General features: G+C 71.0%; 18 protein-coding genes. 12 read left to right on the top strand and 6 right to left on the bottom strand.

What is annotated here, in order from left to right; all coding sequences use genetic code 11:
• Positions 1–2 precede the first annotated feature (2 nt).
• From TU31_RS03310 to crcB, 3 genes are read left to right on the top strand one after another with little or no spacing between them, the layout of a single operon-like run.
• Positions 3–440, top strand: coding sequence for a fluoride efflux transporter FluC (locus TU31_RS03310; RefSeq protein ID WP_042148570.1), 438 nt, complete (start codon positions 3–5; stop codon positions 438–440).
• Positions 437–823, top strand: coding sequence for a DUF190 domain-containing protein (locus TU31_RS03315; protein WP_042148573.1), 387 nt, complete (start codon positions 437–439; stop codon positions 821–823). Before TU31_RS03310 ends, TU31_RS03315 begins: the two co-directional genes overlap by 4 nt.
• The gene (gene crcB / locus TU31_RS03320) at positions 820–1194 is read left to right on the top strand and encodes a fluoride efflux transporter CrcB (RefSeq protein WP_042148575.1); all 375 of its coding nucleotides are present in this window, start codon (positions 820–822) and stop codon (positions 1192–1194) included. Before TU31_RS03315 ends, crcB begins: the two co-directional genes overlap by 4 nt.
• Positions 1195–1410: 216 nt before the next feature.
• Here the strand turns inward: crcB and snpA are convergent, their stop codons facing one another.
• A complete protein-coding gene (snpA, locus tag TU31_RS03325) occupies positions 1411–2076 on the bottom strand; it encodes a snapalysin (protein WP_042148576.1) in 666 nt (221 codons plus the stop codon).
• Between the two features lie 218 nt (positions 2077–2294).
• Here snpA and TU31_RS03330 point away from each other — a divergent pair, with 218 nt between their 5' ends.
• The 4 genes from TU31_RS03330 (at position 2295) to TU31_RS03345 (ending at position 6059) form a co-directional block, all read left to right on the top strand.
• Positions 2295–3254, top strand: coding sequence for a LysR family transcriptional regulator (locus TU31_RS03330; protein ID WP_042148577.1), 960 nt, complete (start codon positions 2295–2297; stop codon positions 3252–3254).
• Positions 3255–3408: 154 nt separating this feature from the next.
• Complete coding sequence (locus tag TU31_RS03335; protein ID WP_042148579.1) at positions 3409–4683, top strand: cation:proton antiporter; 1275 nt, start codon at positions 3409–3411, stop codon at positions 4681–4683.
• Positions 4684–5071: 388 nt separating this feature from the next.
• Positions 5072–5290, top strand: coding sequence for an FMN-binding protein (locus TU31_RS37820; protein WP_107070604.1), 219 nt, complete (start codon positions 5072–5074; stop codon positions 5288–5290).
• Positions 5291–5321: 31 nt separating this feature from the next.
• A complete protein-coding gene (locus tag TU31_RS03345; RefSeq protein ID WP_181018544.1) occupies positions 5322–6059 on the top strand; it encodes an FAD:protein FMN transferase in 738 nt (245 codons plus the stop codon).
• 116 nt (positions 6060–6175) lie between these two features.
• Here TU31_RS03345 and sodN read toward each other — a convergent pair whose 3' ends face one another.
• Positions 6176–6571, bottom strand: coding sequence for a superoxide dismutase, Ni (gene sodN, locus TU31_RS03350; RefSeq protein ID WP_030085982.1), 396 nt, complete (start codon positions 6569–6571; stop codon positions 6176–6178).
• 199 nt (positions 6572–6770) lie between these two features.
• Here sodN and sodX point away from each other — a divergent pair, with 199 nt between their 5' ends.
• Positions 6771–7235 carry a nickel-type superoxide dismutase maturation protease gene (gene sodX / locus TU31_RS03355; protein WP_042148585.1) on the top strand — a complete coding sequence of 155 codons (465 nt, stop codon included), beginning with the start codon at positions 6771–6773 and terminating at the stop codon, positions 7233–7235.
• Here the strand turns inward: sodX and TU31_RS03360 are convergent.
• Entirely contained in the window at positions 7139–7768 is a 630-nt protein-coding gene (locus TU31_RS03360; RefSeq protein WP_042148588.1) for a CGNR zinc finger domain-containing protein, read from the bottom strand. The genes sodX and TU31_RS03360 overlap by 97 nt on opposite strands.
• A gap of 94 nt (positions 7769–7862) precedes the next feature.
• Here TU31_RS03360 and TU31_RS03365 point away from each other — a divergent pair, with 94 nt between their 5' ends.
• A complete protein-coding gene (locus tag TU31_RS03365) occupies positions 7863–8624 on the top strand; it encodes a class I SAM-dependent methyltransferase (RefSeq protein ID WP_042148592.1) in 762 nt (253 codons plus the stop codon).
• 151 nt (positions 8625–8775) lie between these two features.
• On the opposite strand, the gene TU31_RS03370 is transcribed toward TU31_RS03365, so the two are convergent.
• The 3 genes from TU31_RS03370 to TU31_RS03380 form a co-directional block, all read right to left on the bottom strand.
• A complete protein-coding gene (locus TU31_RS03370; protein ID WP_042149899.1) occupies positions 8776–9528 on the bottom strand; it encodes an amino acid ABC transporter ATP-binding protein in 753 nt (250 codons plus the stop codon).
• Positions 9529–9575: 47 nt separating this feature from the next.
• The gene (locus tag TU31_RS03375) at positions 9576–10511 is read right to left on the bottom strand and encodes an amino acid ABC transporter permease (protein ID WP_042148595.1); all 936 of its coding nucleotides are present in this window, start codon (positions 10509–10511) and stop codon (positions 9576–9578) included.
• 62 nt (positions 10512–10573) lie between these two features.
• The gene (locus TU31_RS03380; RefSeq protein ID WP_042148598.1) at positions 10574–11545 is read right to left on the bottom strand and encodes an ABC transporter substrate-binding protein; all 972 of its coding nucleotides are present in this window, start codon (positions 11543–11545) and stop codon (positions 10574–10576) included.
• 530 nt (positions 11546–12075) lie between these two features.
• On the opposite strand from TU31_RS03380, the gene TU31_RS03385 reads away from it, so the two are divergent.
• The 3 genes from TU31_RS03385 to TU31_RS03395 all read left to right on the top strand — a co-directional run bounded on the left by TU31_RS03385 (position 12076) and on the right by TU31_RS03395 (position 15086).
• Positions 12076–13299, top strand: a complete 1224-nt coding sequence (locus TU31_RS03385) for an NAD(P)-dependent malic enzyme (protein ID WP_042148600.1) — start codon at positions 12076–12078, stop codon at positions 13297–13299.
• A 160-nt stretch (positions 13300–13459) separates the two neighbouring features.
• A complete protein-coding gene (locus TU31_RS03390; protein ID WP_042148603.1) occupies positions 13460–14422 on the top strand; it encodes a zinc-binding dehydrogenase in 963 nt (320 codons plus the stop codon).
• Positions 14423–14465: 43 nt separating this feature from the next.
• A complete protein-coding gene (locus TU31_RS03395) occupies positions 14466–15086 on the top strand; it encodes a HutD/Ves family protein (protein ID WP_245698386.1) in 621 nt (206 codons plus the stop codon).
• Positions 15087–15157: the final 71 nt, after the last annotated feature.

Here is a 15157-nt window from a genome sequence, read left to right on the forward strand (position 1 = left end):
ACATGGACGAGCGACGCCGCCGGGCGGCCCCCTGGCAGGGGCAGTGGCCGGTGATCGGTGTGGTGGCCGTGGGCGGCGGCATCGGCGCCGCGGCCCGCTATGGCGCCACCCTCCTCTGGCCCACCGGCGACGGCTCCTTCCCCTGGACGATCCTGGCCGTCAATGCCGTCGGCTGCGCGCTGATGGGCGTGCTGATGGTGCTGGTCACCGAGGTCCGGCCGGCCCACCGGCTGCTGCGTCCCTTCCTCGGCACCGGCATCCTCGGCGGCTTCACCACCTTCTCCACCTACGCCGTGGACATCCAGCGGCTGATCGAAAACCGGCACCCCGCCCAGGCCATGGCCTGTCTCGCGGGCACCCTGCTCGCCGCGCTCGCGGCCGTATGGGGCGCGGTGACCGGCACCCGTGCACTTCTCGAACTGAGGCGGCGGACGGTATGACACACGGCACGGCACACCCCGGCGGCACCCCGGCGCTGCGGCTCACGGTCCTCGTCGGCGAACAGGACGGCTGGCACCACAAGCCGCTGTACGCGGAGATCGTGCACCGCGCCCGCGAAGCCGGACTGGCCGGGGCCAGTGTCTTCCGCGGCATCGAGGGCTTCGGCGCCACCTCCCTCATCCACACCCAGCGGCTGTTGTCGCTGAGCGAGGAGCTGCCGGTCGCGGTCGTGGCCGTCGACACCGAGGAACGGATCCGCGCCTTCCTCCCGCAGCTGGACGAACTCCTCGCGGGCGGCGGCCTGGTCACCCTCGACCCGTGCGAGCGGATCAGCTACCCGCGCACGGGCGACCCGGCCCCGGCGGAGGGCGGTCGCGGGTGAACTGGCTGCTGGTGGTGGCCGGTGCGGCGGTCGGGGCGCCGCTGCGCTACCTCACCGACCGCTATGTGCAGTCCCGGCACGACACGGTCTTCCCCTGGGGGACGTTCACCGTCAATGTCGCCGGCTCGCTGGTCCTCGGGCTGCTGACCGGCGCGGTCGCCGCCGGTGCCGCCTCCTCGCACGCCCAACTGCTGCTCGGCACCGGCCTCTGCGGCGGGCTGACGACCTACTCGACCTTCTCGTACGAGACGCTCCGGCTGGCGGCCGACGGGGCGCGGGGCTATGCCGCCGCCAATTGCGCGGCGAGTGTGGCGGCCGGGCTCGCGGCCGCGTTCGCCGGGGTGGCCGCCGCCCGGGCGCTGTGGGGCTGACCCGGCGGCCGCGCGGCAGACGAAAGCGGTGGGGCTCCGGGGGGAGCCCCACCGCGGGGGCGGCGCACGATGCGAGGGCTGGTGGGGTACGAGGGCCGGCCGCCAGGTTCCGGCACTCGACAGCCCCCAAGCCGTTCGCGGATCCGGCCACCGTCAGCTCGGCCGGGTCCGCGGGCCGCCGCCGGACTTCGTTACGTCAGCGGTCGGTCGGGGAGGTCAGGAGACCTTGCCGAAGCGGACCCCCGCCAGGCCGTTGGCCCAGAGCTGGTCCACCTTGGCGCGCTCGTTCGCGTCCGGGTTGGCGTTCTGGCACGACGTGCCGGGGCCGCCGCCGGACATCAGCTCGCTGCACGGGCCCTCGTAGTGGTCCGGCAGGCCCAGCACATGGCCGGTCTCGTGCGCGGTCACGCGGGTGGAGTTGTACTCCTGGTTCTGCTGGTAGTCCAGGAAGACGAAGCCCTTCCCGTGCCCGTCGGTGCTGGCGTACGAGCCGCGCGGGTCGTTGCCCTCGCGGTATTCGAAGTCGCCGCCGCTGCCTTCCTGGAGCTTCACGTTCTGCACGGCGCCGTTCCAGATGGAGGTGCTCTGCGCTATCTGGTCCGCGAACTTCGGGGCCTTGCCGGCGTCATAGGTGACGGTGACCGAGGCCGCGTTCGGGTGCGCCTTCATCTTCGCCTTGGCCGACTTGATCACGGCCTCGAAGAACGCCTTGGTGTCCGCCTTCTCGGCGGCCGAGCCGTTGTACGCCGCGATCGAAGCGGGGGTGCTGTGGGGGGAGTTGGTGGGGGAGGGGGAAGCTGCCGAAACCGGCGCCGCGGCTGCGAGCGCGGCGACGAGGCCCAGACCGAGCGCCGCCGACAGCGCCGTCTTGGGAGATCTCATGTGGGGGCTCCTTAATTTCCGAGGGCCGTACGGTCGCCGTGTGGGGCGGCGACCGGGGCCCTGCGGATTTCTTGGTGCCGTTGAGTCTGGACGGCATTCGCCCGGAAGACGGAGATGTTAGGTGGCGATAGCACCAGCCAATACCCTGCGAAAAAAACGGAGTTCAGACAGGTTTGAGAGTCTGGTGTGACGTATGCCGACGTCGTTATGCTCCGGACGTGGAGCTTGAGGTAAGGCATCTTCGCGCATTGTGCGCCATCGCCGACACCGGCAGCGTACGCAAGGCTGCCCGGCAGCTCGGCATGACCCAGCCTTCCCTGACCACCCAGCTCCACCGCATCGAAAAAGCCCTCGGTGGCCAGCTCTTCTTCCGTGAGCCGAGCGGCAGCCGGCCCACGCCGCTGGGGCATTCGGTGCTGTGCCGGGCCCGGCCGATAGTGGCCGAAATGCGGGCACTTATTGACGAGGTCGCGTCGGCCTCGCAGCGTGAACAGGGCACCCGGCTGCACATCGGCAGCACCAACAGCCCCGCCGTCGCGGGCTGGCTGCGCCGGCTGCGGATACGGCTGCCGCAGACGGACACCACGATAAGAACCGATGTGTCCGCCAACGCCCTGCTGCACATGGTCGCGACGGGACAGCTCGACGCCGCCTTCGTCCACGAGGTCGAGGGCGCGCCCCTGCGGGTCCCCGACGGTCTGGCCGAACATGAACTCATCGCCAGGGAACCGCAGTTCATCGCCCTGGCGGACACCCACCCGGCGGCCGCCCAGGAGGTGATCCGGGTGGCCGATCTCGCCGATGACCAGTGGATGGTCGACCCGACCGTGGACGGCGAATGGGCCGGACTGCGCCGCATCTGGGCCGCGGCCGGGATCAACCCCCGGGTCGTGCACGGCGACTACCTCACCACGGTGGATCTCGTGACGGCCGGCGAGGTGGTCACCCCCTGCCAGCCGACCGCCCGCTCCCGCCACGGCATGGCGATCCGCCCCCTGTACGGCGATCCGCTGGCCGTCCGCCTGTTCATGGCCTGCCGCCAGGACGACACCCCCGCGGCCTCGGCGGACGACCTGTTCGCCGACCTGACCGCCTCGTACATGGAGATCGCCTGGGCGAGCGACGCCTACCGGGCATGGCTGGTACGGCACGACGGGCCGCTGCCGGTGGGGTCCTAGGGGAGCCATTTCTTCCCGGGCGGCCCCGGGGCGCCGGCGCCTGCCGCCAACCGTGTGAAAGGCGCGGGCCCGGCCTTCGGGGAGCGGCCGGGCGGCGCGGGGATGGCCGAGAGTGGGAGGTCCGAGCGCCGGCGCGGCCAAGCCTGGAGATTCTGTGGACGGCACCCTTTCCCTGGTTCTGCTCCTGCTGTTCCTGTGGTGCCTGTGCTCGCGGCGGATGGAGCGCTTCGAACTCACCGCGCCGGCCGCCTTCGTCCTGCTGGGCCTGCTGCTGGGCGAGGGCACCGGGGTCCTCGACCTCGCCCTCCCGCACGAGACGGTCAAGGCGCTCGCGGAGATCACCCTGGTCTGGGTCCTGTTCACCGATGCCGCACGGCTCTCCTTCCGCGCTCTGCGTCCGGAACTCGGGCTGTACGTACGGCTGTTGGGGATCGGGCTCCCGCTGTGTGTGGGCCTCGGCGCGCTGCTGGCGGCCGCCCTGCTGCCCGGTGTCTCGGGCTGGTCCGCCCTCTACGTCGGCGCCGCGCTCGCCCCGACGGACGCCGCGCTCGGCGCCACGATGATGGTCAACCCCGTGGTGCCCGCGAAGATCCGCCGGGTCATCAACGTGGAGAGCGGCCTCAACGACGGCATCGTGACACCGCTGGTGGTGCTCGCGCTGGCCGGGGTGTCCGCGGCCGAACACACCGCCGGGCCCGACGCCACCGGCCATGCCCTGGTGCAGCTCGCCGTCGGCACGGCGTACGGCGCGGTGCTCGGGCTGGCCGCCGGATGGCTGCTGCGCACCACCCTCCGCAACGGCTGGGCCGCCGAGGACTTCGCCGGCGCCGGCGTCCTGGCCCTCTCCCTCCTCGGCTACACCTCCGCCCTCGCGATCGACGGCAACGGCTTTGTCGCCGCCTTCGTCGCCGGCCTGGCGTTCGGCACGACGCACGGGGCGCCCCCGCGGGTGCTGCTGTACGTCGAGCAGTCCGGGGCGCTGCTCTCCGTCCTGGTCTGGCTGGTCTTCGGCGCCGTGCTGCTTCCCGACGTGTTCGCCCACCTGACCTGGCAGGCTGTCGTCTACGCCGTCCTGAGCCTGACGGTGATCCGTATGGTGCCGGTGGCCCTGTGTCTGGCCGGCAGCGGGCTGGACGCCCGGACGGTGGGGTTCATCGGCTGGTTCGGCCCCCGCGGACTGGCCTCGATCATCTTCGGCCTGCTCGCGGTCGAGGAGCTCACCCCCGAAGGGGCCCGGCCGGTCCTCCCGGTGATCGCCTGCACCGTCCTCCTCAGCGTCCTCGCCCACGGCCTCACGTCCGCGCCCCTGGCGAACCGCTACGGACGGGCAGCGGCCGGGACCGCGGGCGGACCCACCGCACCGGCGGAGGAACTGCGGGTCCGGGGAATGGCGGCCGGCGGGCTGCACCACCGTCCGGGCCGGAAGTAGGGCCCCGGAGCACGCCCTACGGTTCCCCGGCCCGGGGGAGCCATACCCGGAACGCGGTGACGTCTATGTGTGCGGGCCGCCGGGGATGACCGAGGCCGCCCGGCGCGCCCTGCGCGGCGCCGGGGTGCCGCGCCGCCGTATCCACCACGAGTCGTTCGCGTTCTGAGGAGGACCGCACCGTGCACCGAGCCGGAGCCGCCACCACCGCCACCGTCGCCGGTCTGTTCCTGCTGCTGGCCCTGAAGCCGCACCAGAGCCCGACGGCCGCCGCCGCCCCGCCCGTTGAGCCCGCCCCCAGCGGGTCCCCGAGCGCCGTCCCGTCCGCCCCCGGACGCGAGGGGACGTCGGGCACCTTCACCGGGGACACCATCGACACCGCACGCGCCCGGTGCAGGTGCGGGTCACCCTGGCCAGGGGCAGGCTCACCGCGATCGCCGTGCTCAAGGGCGAACACCGCGAGGGCCCCAGCGCTGATGCCCTGGCCCGGCTCACGAAGCGGGCGCTGGCCGCCCAGAACGCGAAGATCGACGCCGTGTCCGGTGCGACGTACACCAGCGAGGGCTATCGCTCCTCGCTCCAGAGCGCACTGGACCGGGCCGGTGGCTGAGCCCCGCGCGGTGCGGCATACCGAGCACGCCATGGGCACCGTCTTCTCCTTCGACCTCCGCGGCGCCCCGACGCCCGGGGTCACCGCGGCCCTGGCCGACGCGGTGGCCTGGCTGCACCGGGTGGACGAGGTCTTCTCGACCTACCGCCCCGGCAGCCAGATCAGCCGCCTGGGCCGCGGCGAGCTGACGGAGCGTCAGTGTGACCCCGAGGTGGCGGAGGTCCTGGAGCTGTGCCGGTCCGCCGCACGCGCCGCCGACGGCTGGTTCTCCGTCACCGCCGGCGGCCGTCTCGACCCGTCGGCCGTGGTCAAGGGCTGGGCGGTCGAGCGCGCCTCGCAGCTGCTGTACGACGCGGGCGCCCGCCACCACAGCGTCAGCGGCGGCGGCGACATCCAGACCCGGGGCGAGGCCGCGCCCGGCACGCCCTGGCGGGTCGGCGTCGCCCACCCGCTGTGCCCCGGTGACCTCATCACGGTGGTCACCGGCCGCGACCTGGCCGTCGCCACGTCCGGCACCGCCGAGCGCGGTCCGCACATCCTCGACCCGCACACCGGCCGGCCGGCCACGGACCTGGCGTCGGTCACGCTGGTCGGCCGCCATCTCACCGAGGTGGACACGCTCGCCACGGCCGCCTTCGCCATGGGCGACGCCGCGCGCGGATGGCTGCGCGCGCGGGACGGGATCGAGGCCTTCGCGGTCACCTCGGACGCACGGACGTGGTGGACCCCCGGCTTCGCCGCGTACGGCGAGGTCCCGGTGCGTGGCTGACCGCAAAAGAAGACCGCACCCGCTCCGCCATGGCCGCCGTGTTCGGCGGTATGCGGACCGGGTGCGGACAGGTCGGCTGGGCCACCCGCGAAGCCGCGGGGCCGCCCGGGCCGGGGTCAGGCCTTCTTGGTCTCCCAGAAGATCTTGTCGATCTGGGCGATGTAGTCCAGGGCCTTCTGGCCGGTGGCCGGGTCGTTGGAACCCTTGGCGGCGCTGAGCGCCTTCAGGGTGTCGTTGACCAGCTGGTGCAGCTCCGGGTACTTCTCGAAGTGCGGGGGCTTGAAGTAGTCGCTCCACAGCACCGAGACGTGGTGCTTGGCCAGCTCGGCGCGCTGCTCCTTGATCAGGACGGCGCGGGTGCGGAAGTCCGCGTCCTCGTTGGCCTGGTACTTCTCCTGGACGGCCTTGACCGACTCGGCCTCGATGCGGGCCTGGGCGGGGTCGTACACACCGCAGGGCAGGTCGCAGTGCGCGCTGACCTTGACCTTGGGGGCGAACAGGCGGGAAAGCATGTGCAGTCCTTCCTCGTGATCGTCTTCTCAGGTGCGAGATTACTCGGTGCGGGAAGGCTTTTCTCGGGCGGGCCGGGGGTCTTAGGGCAAAAGTCCGGTGTCACGCCGGGACTGTTGGAGGATGGGCCGGTGAGCGAAGCGAGATGGGGGTGCCCCCGGACGACGGAGTCCGGGGGAGGGTCGGACCGGGAGGTACGGGATGCCGGAGCGGGTACACGAGCGTGAGCCGGAGCGGGACGCGGACGCGGGGCAGGAGCGGGGCGGCCTCCTTCGCGCGTTCGGGCTGGCCGAGGTGTACAACCCGTCGATGGTGCCCACGCTCCAGCCCGGGGACCAGCTGGTGGTGCAGTACGGGGCGGCGGTGCGGCCCGGTGACGTGGTCGTGCTGCGGCATCCGTTCCGGCAGGATCTGCTGATCGTCAAGCGGGCCGTGCAGTGGCGCGACGGCGGCTGGTGGGTCCAGGGGGACAATCCGTTCGTCGAGAATGACAGCCGGGAATTCGGGGTGGTCCCGGACGAACTGGTCATCGCCCGCGCCTGGATCCGGGTGCGGCCGCCGCGGGGGATTCAGCGGTCGGTGGCCGGGGTGCTCTCCTGGGTCGTCTCGGCGGTTCGGCCGGTACGGGCCGCGCGCTCGCTCTCCAGGCGCTTGCGGGCACGGTAGGCGGCGACATTGGCGCGGGTGGCGCAGCGGTCGGAGCAGTAGCGCCGGGAGCGGTTGGTCGAGGTGTCCAGGTAGACGTTGCGGCAGGGCCGTGCCTCACAGATGCCCAGTCGGTCCACGCCGAGCTCGGTGAGGTGGAAGGCCAGCCCCATGCAGGCGGTCGCGGTGAAGCCGGCGGTCGCGTTGGCGGCGTGGTCGGCGATGTGCATGTGCCAGTCGGGGCGGCCGTTGTCGTCTCGGAACTCGTGGCCGGAGATCTGCGGGCTGACGGGGAACTCCATCATCAGGGCGTTGAGCAGGTCCACGGCCAGCACCTCGTCACCGGCGTCGGCGGCCTCGAAGACGGCGCGCAGCCGGGCGCGGACCGTGCGCAGCCTGGTGACGTCGCTGTCGGTCGCGCGCCGGGCGGCCTGCTGGGCCGGGCCGAAGAGTTCCCGGACGACCTCGACCGAGGTGAGGGTGTCGGTGCCGCGCTCGGGCTGTTCGGTGTTGACCAGTCGCACGGCATAGTCCGAGTAATAGGCCAGTTCCACTTGTAGTCCTTACGGGCGGAGGCTAGGGTACGGGTGCATGCTCGTAGTAAGGGGTGTCCTCACTACGAGGGTATTACGGCCTGGAGGGGAAGCGATGACCGAGACCGTCGTCGGCGCCGATTGGCAAGCGTGGCAGAACAGTTGGGACCGCCAGCAGGAGTGGTACCTCCCCGACCGCGAGGAGCGGTTCCGGGTGATGCTGGACATGGTCGAGGCCCTGGTGGGTCCCGCGCCCCGGGTACTGGATCTGGCATGCGGCACGGGCAGTATCTCCGACCGGCTGCTGAAGCGTTTCCCCGAGGCCGAGAGTGTGGGCGTCGATCTGGATCCCGCGCTGCTGGCCATCGCGGAAGGGTACTTCGAAGGCGAGCCCCGGGTCCGCTTCGTACGGGCCGATCTCAAGGACCCCCGGTGGACCGAGAAGCTGCCGCACGACACGTACGACGCGGTGCTCACCGCCACCGCGCTGCACTGGCTGTACACCGAGGATCTGCGCGCGCTCTACGGGCAGCTCGGCACGCTGGTGCGGGACGGCGGAGTCTTCATGAACGCCGACCACATGCCCGAGGAGGGCACCCCGCGGATCAACGCCGCCGAGCGGGCCTTTCGGCATGCGCGGAGGGACGCGGCGAAGGCGGCCGGCGCCGTGGACTGGGCCGAGTGGTGGCAGCTGGCGGCCGCCGATCCACGGCTGGCCGCGCCGACCGCCGAGCGCTTCGAGATCTACGGCGAGCATGCGGACGGCGACACCCCGTCGGCCGCGTGGCACGCCGCGGTGCTGCGCGACGCGGGCTTCGCGGAGGCCCGGCCGGTGTGGGCCTCGCCCACCGACGGCCTGGTGCTGGGCCTGAAGTAGACCGGCCCGGCAACAACGGAGCGCGCCGTCGCGGTGGAGGATTTCCACCGCGACGGCGCGCTCCGGTGCCGGGGCGTCCGGCGGTGCCTGTCGCACACGCCGGACCACCCCTTACGGCAATGACGGCATCGCGTCCGCGGAAGCGGCCGCCCTACAGCACCTTCGACAGGAAGGACTTCGTCCGCTCGTGCTGCGGGTTGCCGAGGACCTCGCGCGGGTGGCCGGATTCGACCACCACACCGTCGTCCATGAAGACCAGCGAGTCGCCGACCTCCCGGGCGAAGCCCATCTCATGGGTCACGACGATCATCGTCATACCGTCCGCGGCCAGATCCTTCATGACGTCCAGGACGTCACCGACCAGCTCCGGGTCGAGGGCCGAGGTCGGCTCGTCGAAGAGCATCAGCTTCGGCTCCATCGCCAGCGCACGGGCGATGGCGACGCGCTGCTGCTGGCCGCCGGAGAGCTGCGAGGGGTAGTTCCCGGCCTTGTCGGCGAGGCCGACCCGGTCCAGGAGCTTGGTCGCGCGCTCCCGGGCGGCGGCCTTGGACTCGCCCTTGACCTGGATCGGCGCCTCCATGATGTTCTCCACCGCGGTCATGTGCGGGAAGAGGTTGAAGCGCTGGAAGACCATGCCGATGTCCCGGCGGCGGGCGGCGACCTCCTTGTCGCGCAGCTCGTAGAGCTTGCCGTTGTGCTCGCGGTAGCCGACCAGCTCGCCGTCGACGGACAGCCGCCCGGCGTTCACCTTCTCCAGGTGGTTGATGCAGCGCAGGAACGTCGACTTGCCGGAGCCGGACGGGCCGATCAGGCAGAAGACCTCCCGGGGCGCGACCTCCAGGTCGATGCCCTTGAGGATGTGGGCCGCGCCGAAGGACTTGTGGACGCCCTCCGCCTTGACCATCGGGCCCCCGCTGGTGCCGGCGGCCTTGCTCGTCGTGATCTTGGTGGTCATCCCATACCTCCGGGGCGGTTGAAGCCGCCGGACAGCTTTGCCTTGGCGCGCTGGAGCGGAGTGAGCGGAAGCTGGCGGCTGGAGCCACGGGCGTAGTAGCGCTCCAGGTAGTACTGGCCGATGCTGAGCACCGTGGTGGCGATGAGGTACCAGGCGGCGGCGAGGATCAGCATCTCGACCACGACGCCGGAGTCCCGCCCGACGTTCTGGGCAGCCTGGAGCAAATCGTAGTACTGGACGGCGATGACCAGTGAGGAGGTCTTCAGCATGTTGATGACCTCGTTGCCGGTCGGCGGCACGATCACCCGCATCGCCTGCGGCACGATGATCCGGCGCAGCGTCTTGGCGTGGCTCATGCCCAGCGCGTGCGCCGCCTCGGTCTGGCCCTCGTCGACGGCGTTGAGGCCGGCCCGGCAGATCTCCGCCATGTACGCCGCCTCGTTGAGGCCCAGGCCCAGCAGCGCGCACAGGAACGGGGTCATGAAGTCCGACCACTCGTCCTTGTAGATCGGCATGATGTCGATGTACTGGAAGACGAGGCCCAGGTTGAACCAGAGGAACAGCTGGACATAGACCGGCGTGCCCCGGAAGAACCAGACGTAGAACCAGGCGACCGTCGAGGTGACCGGGTTCTTGGACTGGCGCATCACGGCCAGGATGACGCCGCCCACGATGCCGATGATCATCGATAGCACGGTGATCAGCAGGGTGTTCCGCAGGCCCTTGAGGATGTCCGCGTTGAACATGTACTGGGGAATGGCGTCCCAGTTGACGTCCGCGGTGGCGAAGGCCCTGCCGAGCAGTGCGATCAGCCCGATGACGACGATCGCCGCCACCCAGCGTCCGTAATGGCGTACGGGGATGGCTTTGAGGGACTGGGGCGGCGGAGCATCTGCCGGCGGCTGGGCCGACTTGTCGACGTCAACTGACACGGGTGTTGCCTTTCAGCATTCGGCGGGAGGTGCGCGGAGCGGACGGGACGGCGTTCGGCGGCTCAGCCGCCATTGAGCTGCACCTTCTTGACCGCGGCGTCCTTGACGTCCCACTTGTCCAGGACCTTGGCGTACGAGCCGTTCTTGATCGCGCGTTCCACGGCGGCCTTCAGCGCGTCACGCAGCTTCTCCTGGCCCTTGGGGACCGCGATGCCGTACGGGGCCGCCTTCAGCGGCGCGCCGCCGACCATCTGGAAGTCCTTGCCGTGGCCGGAGACCTTCACCGCGTACGCCGCGACCGGGTAGTCGCTGGAGACGGCGTCCACACCGCCGGTACGCAGCCGGGTCTGGGCCTCGGAGTCGTTGTCGAACGCCTCGATCGAGATCGGCTCGGAATCGTTGGACTCACAGGCCTTCGACTTGTCCTTGGCCAGGTCGTGCGAGACCGTGCCACGCTGCACCGCGATCTTCTTGCCGCACAGCGTTTCCCAGCCGTCGACGCCGTTGGTCTTGCCCTTGCGGGTGTAGAGCGAGACACCGACGTTGAGGTAGTCGATGAAGTCGACGCCCTTGCCGATCTTCTTGCCGGTGTTGCTGTCGATGCCCTCCTGGCGCTCCTTGGTGTCCGTCATCGCCGACATCGCGATGTCGTAGCGCTTGGACTTCAGACCGCCCATGAGGGTGTCGAAGGTGGCGTTGTTGAAGTTGAGCTTGATGCCCAGCTCCTTGCTCATCGCCGCCGCGAGATCCGGGTCGATGCCCTCGATCTTGCCGTTGGAGCGGAACTCCACCGGCTTGTAGGTGATGTCCGAGCCGACCTGGAGGAAGCCCTTTTCCTGGACGTCCTTGGGCAGCGTCTTGAACAGCGGGGCATTGACGTTGCGGCTCTTCTTCGCCTCACGCTTGGCGATGGCCTCATTCGTCTGGTCGCCGCAGGCGCTGAGCAACAGCAGCGAGGCGGCGACCGCGGTCGCTGCGGCCACGGCTGTACGAGACCTGCCGGCGGCCGTGCGACGGGTGGTGCTTGCGGTCATGCTGAGCCTCCTGCGGATGGAGAAGCCGACGTGACAAAAGGGCCGGGGCACACCTTCGGGCGTCGCGACCTCGGTTGGTGACGGAATCCTGCCATCCGGACTCCGGTATTCGGACTGTCGTTCAGGTCAAAATCGGATAACGGACGGGGACGCCGGGGCGGCGGCCAGTTGCCGCACGGGAGCTTGCCCGCCGGTGAACCGCCCGGTACGGGCGGGTGTGCTCCGGGCATCTCGGAATCCGGACGGTACAGAGCGGGCTCTTCTGAGTTTTTTGTGTATTTCGCCGTTATTGTCGGAACTCTGAACCCGAGAGTAATGAATCTGACTCGTCGGGGCCCGCGCCCGTCAGGTAGAAAGGTGCGTTACACCCCTCATCCGGGGCTCAGGGCGCGTGTGCGGCGCGCCCGGCGTCCGTACCTCCCCCCGTGCGGCAGGTATCTGCCGAGCAGGGCGCGGACGCGGTGCCCGCCCACCCCTCAACCAGGGAGTGGCCACCCTCAGCAGATTTACGAATAAAAGGGGTAAGACAAGTGGCAGCGGAGATCGTCAATCCTCGCAGCGACAGCAAGAGCGGTACGGACGCGGACGGCGCGTCCGACGACGCCTTCGATCCGGCGTTCGCGCTGCATCGCGGCGGCAAGATGGCCATTCAGGCGACCGTGCCGGTCCGGGACAAGGACGACCTGTCCCTCGCCTACACGCCGGGCGTCGCCAAGGTGTGCAGCGCCATCGCCGAGCAGCCCGAGCTGGTGCACGACTACACCTGGAAGTCCCAGGTCGTCGCCGTGGTCACGGACGGCACCGCGGTGCTTGGCCTGGGCGACATCGGCCCGGAGGCCTCCCTCCCCGTGATGGAGGGCAAGGCCATCCTCTTCAAGCAGTTCGGCGGCGTCGACGCGGTGCCGATCGCGCTCGGCACCACCGACACCGACGAGATCATCGAGACCGTCGTCCGGATGGCGCCGTCCTTCGGCGGTGTCAACCTGGAGGACATCTCGGCGCCGCGGTGCTTCGAGATCGAGCGCCGGCTCCAGGAGCGGCTGGACATCCCGGTCTTCCACGACGACCAGCACGGCACCGCGGTGGTCACCCTGGCCGCGCTGCGCAACGCCGCCAAGCTCACGGACCGTTCGCTCGGTCAGCTGCGGGCGGTCATCTCGGGCGCCGGTGCGGCCGGTGTCGCCATCGCCAAGATCCTCATCGAGGCGGGCATCGGAGACGTCGCGGTGTGCGACCGCAAGGGCATCGTCTCCACCGACCGCGCCGACCTCACGGACGTCAAGCGCGAGGTGGCCGGCTTCACGAACAAGAGCCGGCTGACCGGTTCGCTGGAGGACGCGCTGGACGGTGCCGATGTCTTCATCGGCGTCTCCGGCGGCACGGTTCCGGAGGAGGCGGTGGCGAAGATGGCGAAGGACTCGCTGATCTTCGCGATGGCCAACCCGACCCCGGAGATCCACCCGGACATCGCGCACAAGTACGCGGCCGTGGTCGCCACCGGGCGCAGCGACTACCCGAACCAGATCAACAACGTGCTGGCCTTCCCGGGCATCTTCGCCGGCGCCATGCAGGTGCGGGCCTCGCGGATCACCGAGGGCATGAAGCTCGCCGCCGCCGAGGCGCTGGCCGCCGTGGTCGCCGATGAGCTCAGCGCCGACCGGGTCATCCCCTCGCCGTTCGACGAGCGGGTCGCCCCGGCCGTCACCGCCGCCGTCGCGGCCGCCGCCCGCGCCGAGGGCGTGGCACGCCGCTGACCGCGCCCCCGCGCGCGGCGCACGACGACGGGCCGGGCCCGCACCTCTCAGGGGTGCGGGCCCGGCTGTGTCGTGGTGGCGGTGTGCGGCCGGGCCGACGCGGTGCGTGTCACACCCCTGCGCGGTACCGCAGCGCCCGGCCGCGGCCTACGTTGGGATCATGTTTGCTGCCTATGCCGCCCGCATCGACCGTGACCAGCCGCTGAACGGCCTCGAATTGGGGGAGCGCCCGGCCCCCGACGCACGCCCCGGCTGGACGACCGTCAACGTCAAGGCCGCCTCGCTCAACCACCACGACCTGTGGTCGCTGCGCGGGGTGGGGATCACGGACGAGGCGCTGCCGATGATCCTCGGCTGTGACGCCGCCGGTATCGACGAGGACGGCAACGAGGTCGTCCTGCACTCCGTCATCGGGCAGACCGGCCACGGCGTCGGCCCCAAGGAGAAGCCCTCCATCCTCACCGAGCGCTACCAGGGCACGTTCGCGGAGCAGGTCACCGTTCCCTCCTGGAACGTGCTGCCCAAGCCGAAGGAGCTGTCCTTCGCGGAGGCCGCCTGTTTGCCGACCGCCTGGCTGACCGCGTACCGGATGCTGTTCACCAACGGGGGCGTACGGCCCGGGGACAGCGTCCTGGTGCAGGGTGCCGGCGGCGGTGTCGCGACCGCCGCCATCGTGCTGGGCGCCGCGGCCGGCCTGCGGATCTTCGCCACCAGCCGGGACGAGGCCAAGCGCAAGCGCGCCCTGGAGCTGGGCGCCGAGGCGGTGTTCGCCACCGGTGAGCGGCTGCCGCAGCGGGTGGACGCGGTGATCGAGACGGTCGGCGCCGCCACCTGGTCGCACTCCATCAAGTCGCTGCGCCCCGGCGGCACCCTGGTCATCTCCGGCGCCACCAGCGGCTTCACCCCGAAGAGCGGGGAGCTCAACCGGATCTTCTTCCTGGAGCTGAAGGTCGTCGGTTCCACGATGGGCAGCAAGGAGGAGCTGGCGTCGCTGCTCAGCTTCTGTGCGGCCAAGGGCATCCGGCCGGTCATCGACTCGACGCTGCCGCTGGACCGGGCGCGCGAGGGCTTCACCAAGATGGCGCAGGGCGAGCTGTTCGGCAAGATCGTGCTGACCGTCTGACGGCCTGACGGGCCGCCACCACTTCACCGGAAGGCTGCGCAACGTGCGGATCCTGCGGGCGGCGGGGCGCCCCGCCATGCCGTGGAGCAACGGCGGCGGGGTGACCCGGGAGGTCGCCGTCCACCCGCCGGGCGCCGGCTGGGACACCTTCGCCTGGCGGGTCAGCCTGGCGGATGTCACCCGGGACGGGCCGTATTCGCCGCTGCCCGGCGTCCGGCGGATCCTCACCGTCGCCGACGGGGCCGGGCTGGAGCTGACGGTGGACGGCACCACCCGGCTCCTGACCGACCGCTGCCGTCCGTTCGCCTTCCCCGGCGGGGCGGAGACCGGCTCCCGGCTGCTGGGCGGCCCCGTCGTCAACCTCAATGTGATGCTGCGGGAGGGGCGGGCGGACGCGACGGTGGAGAGGGTGCGGGGGCGCCGGGTGGTGGAGCCGGTCCGGCGGCCGGCCGACGGTGGCGCCGAGGGCCCGGAGGCCGTGCTGATCGTGGCCGTCGAGGGGGACACCCGGGTCCGGACGGCCGGCGAACCGGAGGTGCGGCTGGCGCGGTTCGACGCGGCGCTGCTGGCGGGACCGGACGCGGCGCCCGTCGAGCTGCGGACGGACGGCACCGCGGCGCTGATCGCCCTTTCCGCCGCTGACCCTGCCTGCCCCGAGGGCTGATCCTGCCCGTCCGGAGGGCCGATCCTCCCGGCCTTGAGGGCTGAACTCCCCGACTCCGAGCGGTGATCCCC

Source organism: Streptomyces lydicamycinicus (genome assembly GCF_000829715.2).
Lineage (GTDB): Bacteria > Actinomycetota > Actinomycetes > Streptomycetales > Streptomycetaceae > Streptomyces > Streptomyces lydicamycinicus.

Excerpts from the sequence above, each read along its gene's own strand:
- TU31_RS03310 (WP_042148570.1), top strand. The coding sequence starts at position 3 with ATGGACGAGCGACGCCGCCGGGCGGCCCCCTGGCAGGGGCAGTGGCCG.
- TU31_RS03315 (WP_042148573.1), top strand. The coding sequence starts at position 437 with ATGACACACGGCACGGCACACCCCGGCGGCACCCCGGCGCTGCGGCTC.
- snpA (WP_042148576.1), bottom strand. The coding sequence starts at position 2,076 with ATGAGATCTCCCAAGACGGCGCTGTCGGCGGCGCTCGGTCTGGGCCTC.
- TU31_RS03345 (WP_181018544.1), top strand. The coding sequence starts at position 5,322 with ATGGGCACCGTCTTCTCCTTCGACCTCCGCGGCGCCCCGACGCCCGGG.
- sodN (WP_030085982.1), bottom strand. The coding sequence starts at position 6,571 with ATGCTTTCCCGCCTGTTCGCCCCCAAGGTCAAGGTCAGCGCGCACTGC.
- sodX (WP_042148585.1), top strand. The coding sequence starts at position 6,771 with ATGCCGGAGCGGGTACACGAGCGTGAGCCGGAGCGGGACGCGGACGCG.
- TU31_RS03365 (WP_042148592.1), top strand. The coding sequence starts at position 7,863 with ATGACCGAGACCGTCGTCGGCGCCGATTGGCAAGCGTGGCAGAACAGT.
- TU31_RS03370 (WP_042149899.1), bottom strand. The coding sequence starts at position 9,528 with ATGGTCAAGGCGGAGGGCGTCCACAAGTCCTTCGGCGCGGCCCACATC.
- TU31_RS03380 (WP_042148598.1), bottom strand. The coding sequence starts at position 11,545 with ATGACCGCAAGCACCACCCGTCGCACGGCCGCCGGCAGGTCTCGTACA.
- TU31_RS03390 (WP_042148603.1), top strand. The coding sequence starts at position 13,460 with ATGTTTGCTGCCTATGCCGCCCGCATCGACCGTGACCAGCCGCTGAAC.